The sequence below is a fragment of the Arcicella gelida genome (assembly GCF_034931025.1).
GTDB lineage: Bacteria > Bacteroidota > Bacteroidia > Cytophagales > Spirosomataceae > Arcicella > Arcicella gelida.
Map to the genome: position 1 here is coordinate 1 of NZ_JAYGIL010000045.1, position 16,783 is coordinate 16,783.

At 37.5% G+C, this 16,783-nt stretch carries 15 protein-coding genes and 1 pseudogene; 14 read left to right on the top strand and 2 right to left on the bottom strand.

What is annotated here, in order from left to right; translation table 11 throughout:
• The first annotated feature begins 133 nt into the window (after window positions 1–133).
• Window positions 134–493: a PDDEXK nuclease domain-containing protein gene (locus VB776_RS22960; RefSeq protein WP_323699207.1), complete on the top strand. Its 360-nt coding sequence runs from the start codon at window positions 134–136 to the stop codon at window positions 491–493.
• A 4-nt stretch (window positions 494–497) separates the two neighbouring features.
• Here the strand turns inward: VB776_RS22960 and VB776_RS22965 are convergent, their stop codons facing one another.
• Together VB776_RS22965 and VB776_RS22970 are read right to left on the bottom strand one after the other, a co-directional pair.
• Window positions 498–1,916, bottom strand: coding sequence for an AAA family ATPase (locus tag VB776_RS22965; RefSeq protein WP_323699208.1), 1,419 nt, complete (start codon window positions 1,914–1,916; stop codon window positions 498–500).
• Window positions 1,917–2,062: 146 nt separating this feature from the next.
• Complete coding sequence (locus VB776_RS22970; protein ID WP_323699209.1) at window positions 2,063–2,956, bottom strand: helix-turn-helix domain-containing protein; 894 nt, start codon at window positions 2,954–2,956, stop codon at window positions 2,063–2,065.
• A 141-nt stretch (window positions 2,957–3,097) separates the two neighbouring features.
• Between VB776_RS22970 and pcaH the strand changes: the two genes are divergently transcribed.
• The 13 genes and pseudogenes from pcaH (at window position 3,098) to VB776_RS23035 (ending at window position 16,775) form a co-directional block, all read left to right on the top strand.
• Window positions 3,098–3,805, top strand: coding sequence for a protocatechuate 3,4-dioxygenase subunit beta (gene pcaH, locus VB776_RS22975; protein ID WP_323699210.1), 708 nt, complete (start codon window positions 3,098–3,100; stop codon window positions 3,803–3,805).
• 166 nt (window positions 3,806–3,971) lie between these two features.
• Window positions 3,972–4,496, top strand: coding sequence for a protocatechuate 3,4-dioxygenase subunit alpha (gene pcaG / locus VB776_RS22980; RefSeq protein ID WP_323699211.1), 525 nt, complete (start codon window positions 3,972–3,974; stop codon window positions 4,494–4,496).
• Window positions 4,493–5,821: a 3-carboxy-cis,cis-muconate cycloisomerase gene (gene pcaB, locus VB776_RS22985; RefSeq protein WP_323699212.1), complete on the top strand. Its 1,329-nt coding sequence runs from the start codon at window positions 4,493–4,495 to the stop codon at window positions 5,819–5,821. The genes pcaG and pcaB overlap by 4 nt, the downstream gene beginning before the upstream one ends.
• 149 nt (window positions 5,822–5,970) lie before the next feature.
• The gene (pcaDC, locus tag VB776_RS22990) at window positions 5,971–7,107 is read left to right on the top strand and encodes a bifunctional 3-oxoadipate enol-lactonase/4-carboxymuconolactone decarboxylase PcaDC (RefSeq protein ID WP_323699213.1); all 1,137 of its coding nucleotides are present in this window, start codon (window positions 5,971–5,973) and stop codon (window positions 7,105–7,107) included.
• Window positions 7,108–7,187: 80 nt separating this feature from the next.
• Window positions 7,188–8,357, top strand: a complete 1,170-nt coding sequence (locus tag VB776_RS22995; RefSeq protein ID WP_323699214.1) for a 4-hydroxybenzoate 3-monooxygenase — start codon at window positions 7,188–7,190, stop codon at window positions 8,355–8,357.
• Window positions 8,358–8,479: 122 nt separating this feature from the next.
• Entirely contained in the window at window positions 8,480–9,826 is a 1,347-nt protein-coding gene (locus VB776_RS23000; RefSeq protein WP_323699233.1) for a 3-oxoacid CoA-transferase, read from the top strand.
• Between the two features lie 232 nt (window positions 9,827–10,058).
• On the top strand, window positions 10,059–11,543 hold the full coding sequence (locus VB776_RS23005) for an acyl-CoA synthetase (protein ID WP_323699215.1): 1,485 nt from the start codon (window positions 10,059–10,061) through the stop codon (window positions 11,541–11,543).
• A 405-nt stretch (window positions 11,544–11,948) separates the two neighbouring features.
• On the top strand, window positions 11,949–12,317 hold the full coding sequence (madL, locus tag VB776_RS23010) for a malonate transporter subunit MadL (RefSeq protein WP_323699216.1): 369 nt from the start codon (window positions 11,949–11,951) through the stop codon (window positions 12,315–12,317).
• Between the two features lies 1 nt (window position 12,318).
• Complete coding sequence (madM, locus tag VB776_RS23015) at window positions 12,319–13,080, top strand: malonate transporter subunit MadM (protein ID WP_323699217.1); 762 nt, start codon at window positions 12,319–12,321, stop codon at window positions 13,078–13,080.
• Between the two features lie 26 nt (window positions 13,081–13,106).
• A complete protein-coding gene (pcaF, locus tag VB776_RS23020) occupies window positions 13,107–14,315 on the top strand; it encodes a 3-oxoadipyl-CoA thiolase (RefSeq protein WP_323699218.1) in 1,209 nt (402 codons plus the stop codon).
• Window positions 14,316–14,328: 13 nt separating this feature from the next.
• Window positions 14,329–15,015, top strand: a pseudogene (locus VB776_RS23025) (CoA transferase subunit A); the annotation flags it as partial.
• 60 nt (window positions 15,016–15,075) lie between these two features.
• Complete coding sequence (locus tag VB776_RS23030; protein WP_323699234.1) at window positions 15,076–15,729, top strand: 3-oxoacid CoA-transferase subunit B; 654 nt, start codon at window positions 15,076–15,078, stop codon at window positions 15,727–15,729.
• 485 nt (window positions 15,730–16,214) lie between these two features.
• On the top strand, window positions 16,215–16,775 hold the full coding sequence (locus VB776_RS23035; protein ID WP_323699219.1) for a hypothetical protein: 561 nt from the start codon (window positions 16,215–16,217) through the stop codon (window positions 16,773–16,775).
• Window positions 16,776–16,783 lie beyond the last annotated feature (8 nt).

The window sequence follows — 16,783 nt, forward strand, 5'->3', positions numbered from 1 at the left end:
ACTTGTCCATAAAAAATAACAATTATTGTTGCTAAGTTATTTAACTTTTTTAGTTTGACATTTGATTTTTTAAAAAATCAAATGTCAAACTAAACTTACACAACTAAAGGGAGGGTGCCTTTTTTTATTAGAAATGGGTAATGGTTTTTCATTCGTAGCACGTCAAAAACGAATTTTACTGGAAGACGATGAGTTTTTTGTGGATTTGGTTTTTTACAATCGCCTATTACAATGTTTTGTGATTATCGAAATAAAAACACATAAATTAACCCACCAAGACGTAGGACAATTACAAATGTATGTCAATTATTATGACAGAATAGAGAAACTTCCTCACGAAAATCCCACAATCGGTATTTTACTTTGTACCGACAAAAATGACACAGTAGTAAAATTCAGCCTGCCCGAAAACGAAAAGCAAATTGTTGCAAGTAAATACGAATTAGTTTTGCCTACTGAAAAACAGTTAGTTGAAGTGATTTTGAAAATATAATAATTCAAAAAAGACAATCCATCGTTAAGCTATTTTGAACCAAACCTGCTGAATAATTATTTGTCTGTACACCAAAAGTCGTTATTAAAGTAAGAAAAACTGACTTTCTTGTTTTTGTCTCAGTTTTGAATGTGCCAATTTTATGCTGCAATTCATTTGCATATTTTTTATCAATTATAAAAGGATTAATAGAATATTTCATCTCACAGAGATTGATCACTTGGTCTCTTCTATCAATGACTAAATCAACCTGACTGCCATTTTCAGCATTTGAGCTTCTCCATGCCGAAGTTGCAGTTTGGATTCCGCTGATTCCTAAAGCTTGTTTAATGCCCTGTATATGGTATAAACAAACTTGCTCAAAAGCATAACCACTCCAAGCTCTGTGTTTGGTATTATCTATCGTATTTATCCAATGATTTTGGTCTATTGTCTGAGTTCCATTAATGAATTTTAGATAAAAGAGTGTATAAAAATCAACCAATTGGTACAAGCTATTTTTATTTTTATTGCCAAAAGGTAAATATTTTCGGATAAATCCACTTTCTTCAAGTTCATCAAGTATCCTTGTGGTACTCCCTGCATTCGTTAGTTTTGTTGTTTTCAGAATGTCATCTCTTGTTAAACCTTTGGCTTTTTGAGCTAAACAATTTACAATGCTTATATGCTTTTCGGAGTTTTTAAAAAGCGAAGAGTATAAATTTGAAAATTCTGTTCTTAACAAACCATTTTCAGAAAAACAGATTTGTTCTATGTTCTGACTTGCACTCAAGCTTGAAGAAACTTCTTCCCAATAATAAGGAATACCGCCCATCACCATATACAGTTGTATAATTTGGTATTTATCCAAAACAGAATGTTTATTTCTTAAAAACATTTCACATTCAGTTAAGGTAAACGGAACGACCTTTAGCCTTTTTGTAACTCTGTTGTGTAAACCTCCTTTATTGTTGATTAATTTATTCAACATCCACGATGCCGCTGAACCACAGACAATGAGTACAATATCATTTCTTGAAGAAGCCCAACTATTCCAAAAATGCTCTAAAGCTTGTATAAAACCAGAATTGGGGGTATCAAACCAAGGTAATTCATCTATGAAAATATACTTTTTAGGGTTTTCATTATTTTCAAGATAACTAATTAGTTGCTGAAAGGCTGTAAGCCAGTCTGTTGCTTGAGAAATACTTGTATTTTTATAGGCCTTTTGAAGAGCAATATGAAAATTTGTAAGTTGTTTTGATAAATTGGCGTTTCCTAAGCCTGTGACTTGAAATACAAATTGCCCTTCAAAAGCAGTTCGAACTAAAAATGTTTTTCCCACTCTTCTTCTACCATAAACTGCAACAAATTCAGACTTTTCTGATGATTGTAACGCTCGTAATGTGGTCAATTCATTTTCTCTACCAATTATATTTGCCATAGTATTGTTATTTTTCAAGACAAATATAAGTGAAATTACCACATTAAGCCAAATTGAAGATTCAATTTGGCTTAATGTGGTAAAAAAAACATTAGATAGAGCCAAATTGGAGATTAGATTTGGCTCTATCTAATCGATTAAAGCTTTCAAGTTAAAGTATTCGGCAAAATCCTACCCCTAAACTCACTCGGAGAAAAGCCAGTTTGTTTTTTGAAAAAACGAGTAAAATAAGCTGGGTCTTTAAAATCTAAGAAGTAAGAAATTTCGGCAATGGTATAAGAAGTATTCAATAAGTATTTTTGGGCTTCGCCCGTCATGTATTCGTGGATAATTTGTAAAGCGGATTTTTTTACTAAAGTCTGACAAATTCGATTGAGGTGTACCGCTGTGATATTCAGCGATTTGGCATATTCTGTTACGGATTTAGATTCATGAAAAGATTGCTTAATTTGCTTTTGAAATGATTGATAATAATGTAAAGTTCTATTATCAGATTTGGTGATTTGATGTTCTACGACTACGCTCAAACGATATAGTTGCATAAAAAATAGCTGAAATAATGAAGCCATAAAAAGCTGTTTTTCAGGATTTTCAGAGACAAACTCAGTGGCTATTTGCTGTTTTAATTGCTTCAATGATTCAAATATTTCTAAAGACTCTTCAAAGGTAAATTGCTTTAAACGACTGATTTCTAAAACAATATGCGGCGAATTTTTAAAAATACTTTCTACAAAAGACTGTGAAAAAGTAAGGACATCGCCAACCATATTCGACTGAAACACAAAGCCATGCAAAGTATTAGGCGGAATCATCAAAACTGATGGTGTGTTTAAAGCTATTTTTGTATTTTCTGAAATCAAAAGTCCTTCGCCTTCTGGAAAAATAAAAATCTGATATAAATCGGTATGCAAGTGTTCGGTGATTTCCCAATCATACAATTTACTTCTTAATGCAAGCTCTTCGATATGAATATAATCTGCTAAAGAATTGGTTTGATTTTCTCCGTACAATCCTCTAAAATTTACTAAGTCTTTTTTCATAAATGTTTAAAAAATACTATCCATTAGTGTATTTCATGGTAAAAATGTGATAAATGTTTGTTTTTCACAAGATATATGTCATTTTTTACAAGATTCACATCATTGAAATAATCTATTTTTGTATATAATTAATACAAAAATATGAGCGATATTATTTATAACCTTTTCGACAGGGAAGTACATCCGCCTTATTTATCGCCTGACTATAAGTCAACGATTTTAAGAGCTCCAAGCAAGCCTTTGATTCCATTAAAACAATCGTTATCTGAATTAAGTGAGCCAATTTTTGGCGATTTTAATTTAGATGAATTCGACAGCGATTTAACTAAAAATGCTATCATTAACGGTGAACCTTTGGGCGAAAGAATCGTAGTACATGGCAAAGTAATGAATGAAAATGGAAAGCCCATTCCAAATACTTTGATAGAAATTTGGCAAGCGAATGCCGCTGGACGTTATGTCCATAAGGTGGATCAGCACGCAGCTCCGCTCGACCCGAACTTTCTGGGTGCTGGTCGTTGTATGACTGATGAGGAAGGAAATTATAAATTTTATACCATCAAACCCGGTGCATATCCTTGGGGAAATCATCATAATGCTTGGCGGCCCAACCATATCCACTTCTCTTTATTTGGGGCAAATATTACTAACCGTTTGGTAACGCAAATGTATTTTCCAGGCGACCCGCTTTTGCAATATGACCCCATTTTCTTGGGAGTACCGCCGAAAGGTCGTGAATTGTTAATTTCTGCTTTTGATTTGAGTATCACCGAACCAAGTTTTGCTTTGGGTTATCGCTTTGATTTTGTGTTGAGAGGAAATAATGCAACGCCGTTTGAAGGGCTTTAAGGTTTGAATATAGGTTCTAATAATTTGTTGTAGTGGCAAACCCTTGCGGTTGCCCCTACAAGTTTAGTCTGATAAGTAATCTTAACCTTATTTCATTGATTATTATTTTTCAATCAAAAATTACAAGTTCAAACTTTCGTACAGTACTGACTCAAAACTAATAATTATGTTACAAACTCCTTCGCAAACTGTTGGGCCGTATTTTGCTTATGGACTTACGCCCGAACAGTATTTATATAATTTTAAAAGTTTGGTCGGAAACCTGATGGTAAATCCGATTGAAAATCCTGAGAGTATCACCATTATCGGAAAGGTTTTGGATGGTGAAAATCAGCCAATTCCTGATGCCATGATTGAATTATGGCAAATTGATGAAAAAAATCAACGATTCGGAAGATTTGGCACAGGTACAGACCCCGAAAGTCGCTTTATTTTTCATACCTTAAAACCTGAATCGGTTGCTAGGCAAGCTCCTTATCTAACGGCTATCATTTTTATGCGTGGGCAGTTAATTCATACTTATACTCGTATTTATTTTTCAGATGAAACAACGCTGAACGAAAAAGACGATGTGCTGAATACTGTGCCAAGTGAAAGACGACATACGCTGATTGCTCAGAAAAACGGTTCTGTATATGAATTCAATATTTATATGCAAGGCGAAAACGAAACGGTATTTTTTGAAATATGAGTCTATATTCTGAAGTATTTTATTCCGATGAAATCAACGAACTTTTTTCTGATGAAAAGAGCCTGAGCTTTTTATTGCTTTTTGAATCAAGTTTGGCAAAAGCCCAAGCCGAACATGGTGTCGTTCCAAATGCTTCGGCAAGTATCATTGCGTCTTGTTCGCAAGCTGATTTGATAGATTTACAAGCTTTGAAAAAAGCGATACAGTTGGGCGGAAATGTTGCTATTCCTTTGGTAAAACAATTAACGCAATTGGTGAAAAACCAAGATGCAGAAGCAGCTAAATTTGTGCATTTCGGAGCTACAAGTCAGGATGTGGTTGATACCGCTACGGTTTTACAAATCAAAGTATTTGTCGAATGGCTTGAAAATCAATTAATTATTTTAGAAAAAGTACTCATTAAGCTGACGCAAGAGCATCGCCAAACTTTAATGATTGGTAGAACGCTTTTACAACAAGCCAAGCCTATTACTTTCGGGCTAAAAATGGCTTTGTGTTTAGAAAGTATTCAGCGTTCTGCCGAACGTATTCAATCGTTGAAAGGTGAATTATTAGTTTTACAATTAGCTGGTGCGGTAGGTTCTCAGAATCAAGCGATTAATCAAAAAGTAAAAGAAAGTTTAGCTAATATTTTAGGCTTAAAGACTGCTCATTCTTGGCATACGCACCGAGATGCTTTTGTGCATTTTGCTTCCGTTTTGGGTGTTTTAGTAGGAAGTATCGGCAAAATTGCCAAAGATATTTCGCTATTGATGCAAACCGAAGTAGGTGAAGTATTTGAAGGAGCTGGAGCGGGTAAAGGTGGTTCAAGTACGATGCCACATAAACGTAATCCTGTTGCTTCGGCAATTATTTTGGCAAATGCCCAAAGAGCACCGCATTTGGTGACAACATTGATGTCAGCGATGACACAGGAACATGAACGTTCTGCTGGCTTGTGGCATTCGGAATGGGAAGTTTTGAATGATTTAATGAAACTCACGGCTGGCACTGTTGAACGAAGTATTGAACTTCTCAGCGGTTTAGAAGTAGATAAAAATCGGATGCTTCAAAACCTTGAACTGACGCAAGGATTGATTTATGCAGAAAATGTTTCACTGGCTTTAGCGGAAAAAGTCGGCAAAAGTGAAGCCCATGAATTAGTAGAAAAAGCCTGTAAAAAAGCGATTGCTGAACAAAAACATTTGAAACAAATTCTGATTGAAAATCAGAATTATTTAACAGAAACCGAACTCCAACCACTATTTCAAGCCGAAAATGCGATTGGATTGAGTTTGGAGATTATTGATAATATTTTGGGAAAGGCTGTAAGCCATAAGCTTTAGGCTTGTTGCCTATCTACTAAAGCATTATCAAAAATATTATCAGATTTTAGATTTAAAGCTTACCATATACAACCTAAAGCATTTTCAAAAATATTATCGGATTTAAGCTTAAAGCCTATTGCCTAAAGCTTATAGCATTATCAAAATACATGAAAACTAACTATAAATTACAAGGAACACCCAACAGTCCTGTGCTGATTTTTTCTAACTCTTTGGGTTCTGAAATGTTGATGTGGGATGAACTTGTGCCTTTTCTTTTGCCATATTTTAGGGTTTTGAGATACGATACTCGTGGTCATGGAGGAAGTAAAATTACGCCCGAACCTTACAGTATTGCTTTGTTGGGACAAGATGTAATTGATTTATTGGATGAATTAAAAATAGACGAAGCTTACTTCTGCGGACTTTCGATGGGAGGTTTGATTGGTCAATGGTTGGGAATTCATTATCCCAATCGTATTAAAAAATTAGTTATCAGTAATACAGGTGCAAAAATTGGAAACGATGAACGCTGGAATGGCAGAATTGAAACCATCAAAGCCAAGGGAATGCAAGCCATTGTGGACGATACGATGGAAAGATGGTTTACCGAAAGTTTTAGAAATCACAATCCACAAAGAGTAGCTGAAACCAAAGCTATGTTTTTGCGGAGTGATATTTTGGGTTATTCAAATTGTTGTGCTGCCATTCGTGATGCTGATTTCAGAGAAAGTTTATCACAAGTATCAGTAGAAACTTTGGTGATTACGGGCGATGAAGACCCAGTAACAAATGTAGCTCAAGCTGAATTTATCGCTGAAAATGTTCCGAATGCTCGCTTAAAAGTATTACACGCTCGTCACTTAGCCAGTACAGAATTGCCCGAAGAATATGCCCAAGTATTGATAGATTTTATCGTTGGCGAAAGCAATTTGGAAAAAGGAATGCACGTGCGAAGAAGTGTTTTAGGAAATGCTCATGTTGACAAAGCCAATAGCAATATTAATGATTTCAATGCTGATTTTCAAAAGTTTATTAGCAATTACGCTTGGGGCGAAATCTGGACTCGTCCGAATCTATCAAAACATAGTCGTAGCTTAATTACCATTGCGATGTTGATTGCCTTGAATCGAAAAGCAGAATTGAAAATGCACATTCGGGCCGCCTTCAACAATGGCGTAACGATTGCTGAAATCAAAGAAGTACTGATGCAGTCGGCTCTGTATTGCGGTTTGCCAGCCGCCAACGAAGCTTTTCATACGGCTGAGGAAGTGTTTAAAGAAATGGCTTTAGGCGGTAAGCAGTAAGCTTTAGGCTTTTTCAATTTAAAGTAAAATGGAAATTAACAAAATGGCATACAGCTTATAGCTTAAAGCATACAGCAACAATGAAAACACAAGTAGGAATTATCGGAGCGGGGCCATCGGGACTTACTTTGGCTCTTTTACTCCAGCAAAAAGGAATTCAATCTGTTATTATTGAAAACAGAAGTAGAGAATATGTTGAAAATCGAGTTCGTGCAGGTTTATTAGAACATAATACCGTTGAAGTATTTGATGGCTTGCAGGTTTCTGAGCGTCTGCACAAGGAAGGATTGGTACATCATGGCTGTTATATTAATTATAACGGAAAATCTCAACGCATTGATTTTGCCAAACATACTCAGAAAGAAGTAACTATTTACGGTCAGCAAGAAGTCGTAAAAGACTTAATCAATGCTTGTGAGGCTCGTGAAATTCCCATCATTTTTGAAGCAGAAGCTAAAGAAATCAAAAACGTAGAAAGCGAAAATCCAGCAATTCATTACACCCATTTAGGTGAAGAAAAGGTAATCTATTGCGACTTTGTAGGCGGTTGCGATGGCTTCCACGGTTTAGCTCGTAAAACTTTACCGAAAGATACTTACAATGAATATAAAATTGAGTATCCATTTAGTTGGTTAGGAATTTTGGCGTACTCTGTGCCTACTTATGACGAACTGATTTATGCGTACCATTCAAATGGCTTTGCTTTGGCAAGTTTGCGTTCTGAAAAAGTAAGTCGTTTGTATTTGCAAGTTGACAATAATGACAGCGTAGAGAATTGGTCTGACGAAAAAATCTGGAATGAACTCGAAAATCGTTTGGGAATCACTTTAGACAAAGGCGAAGTTTTTGAAAAAAGTATTACGCCCATGCGAAGCTTTATGATTGATAATATGCAGTTTGGACGCTTGTTTTTAGCAGGCGATTCGGCCCATATTGTACCACCAACGGGAGCTAAAGGTTTGAATTTAGCCGTGGCTGATATTCATAATTTAGCACAAGGCTTGATTGAATTTTATGAATCGGGTAGTCAGGAGAGTTTAGAGAATTACTCTAAAAAATGTGTCGCAAGAGTTTGGAGAGTACAAGACTTCTCAAATTTTATGACCTACCTCTGCCATAAACAAGCCGTAGAAGGCAGTTTTGAAAGTCTTTTGCAAAAATCGAAATTTGATTATTTAACTATTTCTGAAGCATATCAAAAAACCATCGCCGAAAATTACGTTGGTTTTCCATTAGATACATTTGTTTAAATGCTGTAAGCGGTAGGCTTTAGGCTATAAGCTTTAGGAGATTATAGCAAATTAACGTTTAAATAAAACTTATGCTAAAAAAAGCATACAGCCTAAAGCCTATCTCTTACAGCCAAAAAAATATGAAAACAGTACCCATTATCGACTTACACACTGCCGCTTCGATGGTAAAGGATGGAGACACTTTACTGCAAGGCGGTTTTGGCATGACGGGAAATCCCGTTCACTTGATGCACGCTTTGGCGGAAATCGGCACAAAGAATTTGACTTTTATTGGCAATAATACTGGCGAAGCTGGACTTGGAGGCGGACGTTTATTAAGAAATGGACAGCTTAAAAAAATGATAGGTTCATTTTTTACTTCAAATCCAGATGCCGTAAAAGCTGCCCAAAATGGTGATGTTGCTTATGAACTCCTCCCACAAGGAACATTAGCCGAAGCCATCCGTGCCGGCGGTGCTGGCATCGGTGGCTTTTATACGCCAACTTCGGCAGGAACTATCATTGCCGAAGGTAGAGAAACTAAAATTTTGGATGGCGTAGAGCAAGTTTTTATCAAAAGTATTCGTGGCAATGTGGCTTTTATCCGTGCTTGGCGTGCGGATACTGCTGGGAATTTGCAATACAGAATGACCGAAAATAATTTCAACAAAGCCATGGCAACGGCTGCTGATTTGGTCATTGCCGAGGTAGAAGAAATTGTGCCAGTCGGAGAAATTGCACCAGAGTTTATCCATACGCAAGGTTGCTATGTCGATTATTTAGTCGAAGCCAAAATTACTTTAGAAGATTTGGGAAGTTCTGCATCGGTTTCTTCTTCTAAAAAAGTAGATGATAGCCGTATGAACATGGCAAAACGTGCTTTGGCGGAATTGAAAAAAGGCGACGTGGTAAACTTAGGAATCGGTATTCCTACTTTGGTAGCAGATTTAATTACCGAAGAACATGGGATTATTCTTCATACCGAAAACGGAATGTTGGGCGTTGGCCCAGTGCCAACTGACGGTGGCGGAGCGATGGATTATCCCGTAAATGCTGGTAAAATTCCCGTAACGGCTTTGAAAGGAAGTAGCTATTTTGATAGTGCAGATTCTTTTGCGATGATTCGTGGCGGACACATCGACGTAGCAATTATGGGCGGATTGGAAGTAGATGAAGCTGCCAATTTAGCCAACTGGGCTGTGCCGGGCAAACCACTTTTGGGCGTTGGTGGAGCGATGGATTTGGCAAAAGGAGCAAAAAGACTGATCATCACGATGACGCATACAAATCCTGATGGTTCATCAAAAATTGTCCCTACTTGTGCTTTGCCACTAACAGCCAAAGGCGTTGTGGATATGGTTATTACCGAATTGGCTGTTTTTGCTTTTCCAGCAGGAAAACTGACCTTGATTGGTTTAATGCCCAACGTAAGTTTAGAAGAAGTAAGAGCCAAAACCAGTGCGAGCTTTATTGAGGCTTTAGATTAGCTATTGACAGAATTTAGCTAAAAAACGTCAACGTACTGACGGAATTTAGCTAAATTCTGTCAGTACTTGCTTTTTGAAGGAAAATATCATGATTTATACTTCGGTAAAATTTCTGACTAAACAGTGGTAAAGTAGTAGAAAAAGCACAAGATTTAAAACTTACCAAATTATTAAGAATAACCGTATATATTTGTCTGAAATAAAGAATAAAAATAACTAATCAAATATTGCAATGCTTAAACTTGTTGAAAACGCAACCAAAAACCTCAATAACCAAGCTATTATTTCAGATGGGAAATCATTTTCTTATCAAGAACTCTTAGATAATTCAAATGCTGTGGCTACTTATTTGTTGGATGATGCCAGCGATTTGAATGAACAGCGAGTGGCTTTTATGGTTGCTCCCGCCTTTGATTACGTAAAAGTTCAATGGGGAATTTGGCGAGCAGGCGGTATTGCAGTGCCTTTGTGCATCACTTATCCTTTGCCTTCCTTGCAGTATGTGATTGAAGATACAGCCGCAAGTATCGTAATCGCTGGCGAAGAGTACGCTACTATTTTAGCTCCGCTTGCCGAAGAAAAAGGTTTTAGATTTATTATTCTTTCAGATATTCCAGCACAAGCTTCAGAAGAAAAAACATTGCCTGAACTTGGCTCGGAGCGTCGTGCGATGATTCTTTATACCAGTGGTACGACCAATTTACCCAAAGGTGTTGTTACAACACATGGCAATATTGAAGCTCAAGTAGCCACTTTGGTTGAATCGTGGCAATGGTCGGCTCAAGATCATATTCTTTGTGTGTTGCCTTTGCATCATGTTCATGGCATTATCAATGTGATTTCTTGTGCTTTGTGGTCTGGTGCTACGGTTGAATTTTTATCTTCATTCTCAGCCGAAGGTGTTTTTGCCGCTTTCCAACAAGGTAAAATCAATGTGTTTATGGCTGTGCCAACGATTTACTTTAAGTTGATTGCTTATTGGGAAAGTTTGCCGACAGCAGAACAAGAAGTACTTACCGAAACCTTATCAAAATTTAGATTAATGGTTTCGGGTTCGGCGGCTTTACCTGTTTCTGTAATGGAAAAATGGAAACATATCAGTACGCATACTTTATTGGAAAGATACGGAATGACTGAAATCGGAATGGGTATCAGTAACCCTTACGATGGCGAACGCAAAGCTGGCTATATCGGAAAACCGCTTGCAGGTGTACAAGCCAGATTGGTGGACGAACAAAACGAATTAGTGGAAGTTGGACAACCGGGAGAAATTCAAATTAAAGGAAACAATGTTTTCTTGGAGTACTGGAATAAACCAGAAGCTACACAGAAAACTTTCACCGAAGATGGTTGGTTTAAAACGGGCGATATTGCCGTAGTTGAGGAAGGTTATTACCGAATTTTGGGAAGAGATTCTATCGACATTATTAAGTCGGGTGGCTATAAAATTTCAGCTTTAGAAATTGAAGAAGTACTCCGAACGCATCCGCAGATTAATGATTGTAGTGTAATAGGTATTCCTAATGAAGAATGGGGCGAATTGGTTGCAGGAGTATTGATTGTGAATCATCCAGAGATTGATTTAAAAGAACTTAATACTTGGATTAGAGAAAAAATGCCAGCTTACAAAGCACCAAGAAAGTATGTCATTGCCAATGAATTACCAAGAAATGCCATGGGCAAAGTCACTAAAAATGATTTGAAGAAGCTATTTTAGGGAATTGTATTAATAGTTATCTGTTTTCTGAAATCTGTTAATCGTATTTTTTTAATGATATCTAATACTTACTAAGTAAAAGGACAAATTAAATTGACAATAAATTTATGTTTGAGTATAGTATTAACTATCTGATTTTAAATTAAATACAGATAACAGATATACAGTTAACTAATAACGTCCTTTTACTTATTCAGCTAAAGTTGCGAAAACTCTTTACGTCGTTTTCACTACAATGGACGAACCATACTTGTTGTTCAACCTAAAGTAGTGGCAACCCTTGCGGTTGCCTCGTGTGAAACGGCAAGGGTTGCCACTACTAAAAATGATTGCTTAAAGCATATTTTAAATCTCTATTTAATTCAAAAGTACTAATTCATAACTAACCACTTTACTATTGAAACTATGATTATTTACGGAGTAGGCATTTTAGCCTTTTGTTATGTTGTGGGGCAGATTTTTGGAGAGTTTATCGGGAAATTAATTGGCGTAAACGCCAATGTCGGTGGCGTTGGTTTCGCCATGATTTTACTGATATTTATCAACGATTGGCTCAAGAAGAAGAACTATTTAGATATTTCAACCGAAAAAGGAATTACATTTTGGAGTCAGATGTATATACCTATTGTGGTGGCGATGTCGGCAATCCAGAATGTTAAAGTAGCGGTTTCCAGTGGATTCATCGCTATTTTGGCGGGCATCGTTCCCGTACTTATTTGCCTCGTAGCCATTCCTTTTTTATCTAAATTATCTAAAAATACTCCGCTCAATTAATATGGAAATCATTTCAAAGTTCCTTGAAAAAAATGGTATTGTTTTTACTTTTTTGGTAGTCAGTCTAATCATTTATTTCTCAGAACTTATCGCTGTTAAAGTAACGAATAAAAAAATACCAGGTTCTGCCATCGCTATTATCATTGGTTTACTCTTGGCATACTTTGGCGGTGTTGCTACTGGCGGAGAAAAGGGCATTGCTGATATTAAAATATTTTCAGGTTTTGGTGTGTTGGGAGGTTCAATGTTTCGTGACTTCGCCATTGTTTCCACAGCCATGGGTGCAAGTTTTATCGTAATCAAACGCACTGGTTGGGCAGGAGTACTCTCACTTTTCTTGGGTATTATTTTATCTTTTATTGGCGGAGTGGTGGTGGCTTTGTTGTGGGGTTATCGTGATGCCGTTAGTCTAACAACCATAGGTGCAGGTGCTTGTACTTATATCGTTGGGCCTGTAACGGGTGCTGCTATCGGTGCAAGTTCAGAGGTAATGGCATTGAGTATTGCGGCTGGTGTGGTAAAAGCCGTTTTTGTAACGATTGTTACGCCATTTGTCGCAAAATATATTGGATTGAACAATCCTCATACTGCGATGGTTTTTGGCGGATTGATGGGTACAACCAGTGGCGTATCAGCAGGTTTGGCAGCTACCGACCCTAAATTAGTGCCTTACGGTGCATTAACCGCCACTTTTTATACAGGTTTAGGTTGCCTTTTTTGTCCTTCACTTTTATTTATCATGATGAAATTTGTTTTTGTGTAATGACAAAAGCTTAAATCAATTTTAATATGAACCAGTCTTATATCATTGATGGCATCAGAACGCCCATTGGGAATTTTGGTGGCAGTTTGTCGAGTGTCAGAGCAGATGATTTGGCGGCTTTGACGATTAAAGAATTAGTCAAAAGAAATCCTAATATTCCTACTGAAATGATTGATGAAGTGATTCTCGGAAATCATAATCAGGCAGGAGAAGATAACCGCAATGTGGCTCGAATGGCTGCTTTGTTGGCAGGTTTGCCCTTTACTGTGCCAGCCCAAACCGTCAATCGTTTATGTGCTTCGGGGATGTCAGCGGTGATTGATGCTTCCAGAAGTATTCAAGTAGGTGATGCCGAAATTATGATTGCTGGAGGGATGGAACACATGACTCGTGGCCCTTGGGTGATTTCTAAAACCTCAAAACCTTTTGGCAACGATGCTCAAATGTTTGATTCAAGTTTCGGTTGGCGTTTTATCAATCCTAAAATGCAAGCCATGTACGGCACGGATGCGATGGGAATGACGGCGGAAAATTTGATAGAAATTTATAAAATCAGCCGTGAAGACCAAGACCTTTTTGCCTATCGTTCGCATCAAAAAGCTTATAAAGCCCAACTTTCTGGACGATTGGCAGAAGAAATTGTAGGTGTAGAAATTACGGTTAAAAAGGGTGAAACCAAACTTTTTGATAGCGATGAATTCATCAAACCACAGTCAACACTTGAGAAATTAGCGACCTTGAAACCTGCTTTCAAAAAAGACGGTGGAAGTGTTACCGCTGGAAATGCCGCAGGTTTAAATGATGGTTCGGCTGCGATGTTTTTAGCTTCCGAATCTGCCATTAATTTATACGGATTAACTCCAAAAGCAAGAATTGTCGCTTCGGCAATCGTGGGCGTTGAACCTCGTATTATGGGAATTGGGCCAGTGACGGCAACGCAAAAAGCCTTGAAAAAAGCAGGTTTGACCTTAAACGACATTGATGTTATCGAACTCAACGAAGCTTTTGCTGCACAGTCTTTGGCTTGTACCCGAGCATTAGGCATTGCCGACGACGACGAAAGAATAAATCCAAATGGCGGAGCAATTGCTTTGGGGCATCCGCTTGGGATGTCAGGTACAAGAATTACGTATTCTGCGGCTTTAGAATTACAGAAACAAAACAAGCGTTATGCCCTTGCTACCATGTGTATCGGTGTGGGAATGGGTTATGCGGTGATTATTGAACGAGTTTAATGATGTAGAAATCATGACAAACAAAATAGTAAAAAATGCCCAAGAGGCGGTGAAAGATATTCCAAACAATGCCGTGCTGATGCTTGGCGGTTTTGGACTTTGCGGTATTCCCGAAAATAGTATTGATGCCTTGATTCAGCGAGCAATTACGGGGCTTACCTGTATTTCTAATAATGCTGGGGTTGATGATTTTGGCATTGGTTTAATGCTGAAAAGTCGCCAAGTAAAGAAAATGATTTCTTCTTATGTGGGTGAAAACAAGGAGTTTGAACGACAATTATTGTCTGGAGAACTCGAAGTAGAACTGATTCCACAAGGTACTTTGGCCGAAAGAGTAAGAGCAGGCGGTGCTGGGATTCCTGCCTTTTTTACCCCTGCTGGCGTAGGTACAGAAGTGGCAGAAGGCAAAGAAGTACGAGAATTTAATGGTAAAAAATACTTGTTGGAATCGTGGCTCAGGGCCGATTTTGCTATTGTAAAAGCTTGGAAAGGCGATACCGCAGGGAATTTAATATTCAAAGGGACGGCAAGAAATTTCAACCCGATGATGGCGGCGGCTGGGACAATTACCATTGCCGAAGTTGAAGAATTAGTTCCAGCAGGTACTTTAGACCCCAACGAAATCCATACGCCCGGTATTTATGTACAGCGAATTTTTCAAGGAGAAAATTACCAGAAAAGAATAGAACAACGCACAATAAGTATTCCGACAAGTACAGCCAAAGAAGAAAAAACAACAGCGGTTTCCACAGCAAAAGGCTTGGATAAAAATCAAATTGCCAAAAGAATTGCTCATGAAATCAAAGATGGCGATTATGTAAACTTGGGAATCGGGATTCCTACGTTGGTTGCCAATTATATTCCTGAAAATATCAGCGTAGTGTTGCAGTCGGAAAATGGTTTGTTGGGGATTGGTCCATTCCCAACGGAAGAAGCAATCGACCCCGATTTAATCAATGCAGGCAAGCAAACCATTACGATGCAAGCAGGTTCTTCGCTCTTTAGTTCTGCCGAAAGTTTTGCTATGATACGAGGCGAACACGTGGACTTGACGATTTTGGGAGCAATGGAAGTTTCAGAAAATGGCGACATTGCCAACTGGAAAATTCCTAACAAAATGGTAAAAGGCATGGGCGGTGCAATGGACTTGGTGGCTTCTGCCAAAAATATCATCGTAGCGATGCAACACGTGAGTAAAGATGGTAAATCAAAACTATTAAGTAACTGTACTTTACCCATTACGGGCATCCACTGTGTAAAGAAAATTGTCACCGAATTAGCGGTTTTGGAAGTATTAGCCGAAGGCGGTTTTAAATTGTTAGAAATCGCCCCCAACGTGAGTATCGACGAAGTAAAAGCTGCCACAGCAGGTAAATTAATTATTGAAGGTGATATTCCAGTGATTGATGTGTAAGCTTTCTTTAGACCTGTAAGGTTTTAAAAACCTTACAGGTCTTTTTCCTATCATTTTACTCCTGCAACCTGCAGGAAAGAATTTCAGCCTATCATTTTACTCCTGCAACGTGCAGGAAGGAATTTCAACCTATCATTTTACTCCTGCAACGTGCAGGAAGGTTTCAGCACACAATGTTTTGCTCCTGCAACGTGCAGGAGGGTTTCAGCACACAATGTTTTGTTCCTGCAAATGGCAGGAAGCTTTCACAAAAACTCATGGCATGACTTTCAGTAAGTTTTGAGAAGAAGTGAGTTTCTCTTAGTCATACCATGAGTGAGCCGAGCAGTAAAATACCGTTTGATAAGTTTTTGAGCAGAAAGTGGGGGTTGATTTTTTATGTTGAAGGTTAATTTGATACTTTAGGGAAATGGAAAGTTTAGTCGTTTACAATGACACAAAAAGAACGATTAAACATTCACATATCTCTAATATATAAATTGAAAATGACACTAACTGAATTACTTGAGGCAATCCGTGACTATTACTTAACAAGATTTAAAAATGAAATTGATGAGCAAATAGCAAATGGTTTTGAAGCGATAATTGAGCCTGAATTATTAGACAAATCAGGAGAACAAGTTACCGAAGGTTTTTTCGATACTCCCTATCGCAATGACCTAATTTTATTGAAGGAAGATGAGCCAATTAAATCAATTATGGTGGATACAGCATCTAAACTAAGTTTTGAGCCTATTACTTTGGAATGGTCTGATACTTTAACAGTAACAATTGAGCCTTTTCAATGGAATGCCTTGACAATTGAGTTTGAGAATAATCACCTGAATTTAGATTGGACACCCATTAAAAACTGGTTTATGGATTCATTTGAAGAAAAGACTAAGGAGGAAGACTTTAGTTTGGTTGTTCATTACATTTCAGACCCCTATCAATTGAATGGCTTACAGTTGGTTGACATAGATTTAGGTTCGGGAACAATTGAAGACTTTGAGAATTTATTAGATTCATTAGATGAAATGAATTTGACCACTGTGACACTGAAATAAAAACTCAA

Bases quoted from the DNA above. Each gene is read 5' to 3' on its own strand.
- VB776_RS22960 (WP_323699207.1), top strand. From the start codon at position 134: ATGGGTAATGGTTTTTCATTCGTAGCACGTCAAAAACGAATTTTACTG.
- VB776_RS22965 (WP_323699208.1), bottom strand. From the start codon at position 1,916: ATGGCAAATATAATTGGTAGAGAAAATGAATTGACCACATTACGAGCG.
- VB776_RS22970 (WP_323699209.1), bottom strand. From the start codon at position 2,956: ATGAAAAAAGACTTAGTAAATTTTAGAGGATTGTACGGAGAAAATCAA.
- pcaH (WP_323699210.1), top strand. From the start codon at position 3,098: ATGAGCGATATTATTTATAACCTTTTCGACAGGGAAGTACATCCGCCT.
- pcaG (WP_323699211.1), top strand. From the start codon at position 3,972: ATGTTACAAACTCCTTCGCAAACTGTTGGGCCGTATTTTGCTTATGGA.
- pcaB (WP_323699212.1), top strand. From the start codon at position 4,493: ATGAGTCTATATTCTGAAGTATTTTATTCCGATGAAATCAACGAACTT.
- pcaDC (WP_323699213.1), top strand. From the start codon at position 5,971: ATGAAAACTAACTATAAATTACAAGGAACACCCAACAGTCCTGTGCTG.
- VB776_RS22995 (WP_323699214.1), top strand. From the start codon at position 7,188: ATGAAAACACAAGTAGGAATTATCGGAGCGGGGCCATCGGGACTTACT.
- VB776_RS23000 (WP_323699233.1), top strand. From the start codon at position 8,480: ATGAAAACAGTACCCATTATCGACTTACACACTGCCGCTTCGATGGTA.
- VB776_RS23005 (WP_323699215.1), top strand. From the start codon at position 10,059: ATGCTTAAACTTGTTGAAAACGCAACCAAAAACCTCAATAACCAAGCT.
- madL (WP_323699216.1), top strand. From the start codon at position 11,949: ATGATTATTTACGGAGTAGGCATTTTAGCCTTTTGTTATGTTGTGGGG.
- madM (WP_323699217.1), top strand. From the start codon at position 12,319: ATGGAAATCATTTCAAAGTTCCTTGAAAAAAATGGTATTGTTTTTACT.
- pcaF (WP_323699218.1), top strand. From the start codon at position 13,107: ATGAACCAGTCTTATATCATTGATGGCATCAGAACGCCCATTGGGAAT.
- VB776_RS23035 (WP_323699219.1), top strand. From the start codon at position 16,215: ATGACACTAACTGAATTACTTGAGGCAATCCGTGACTATTACTTAACA.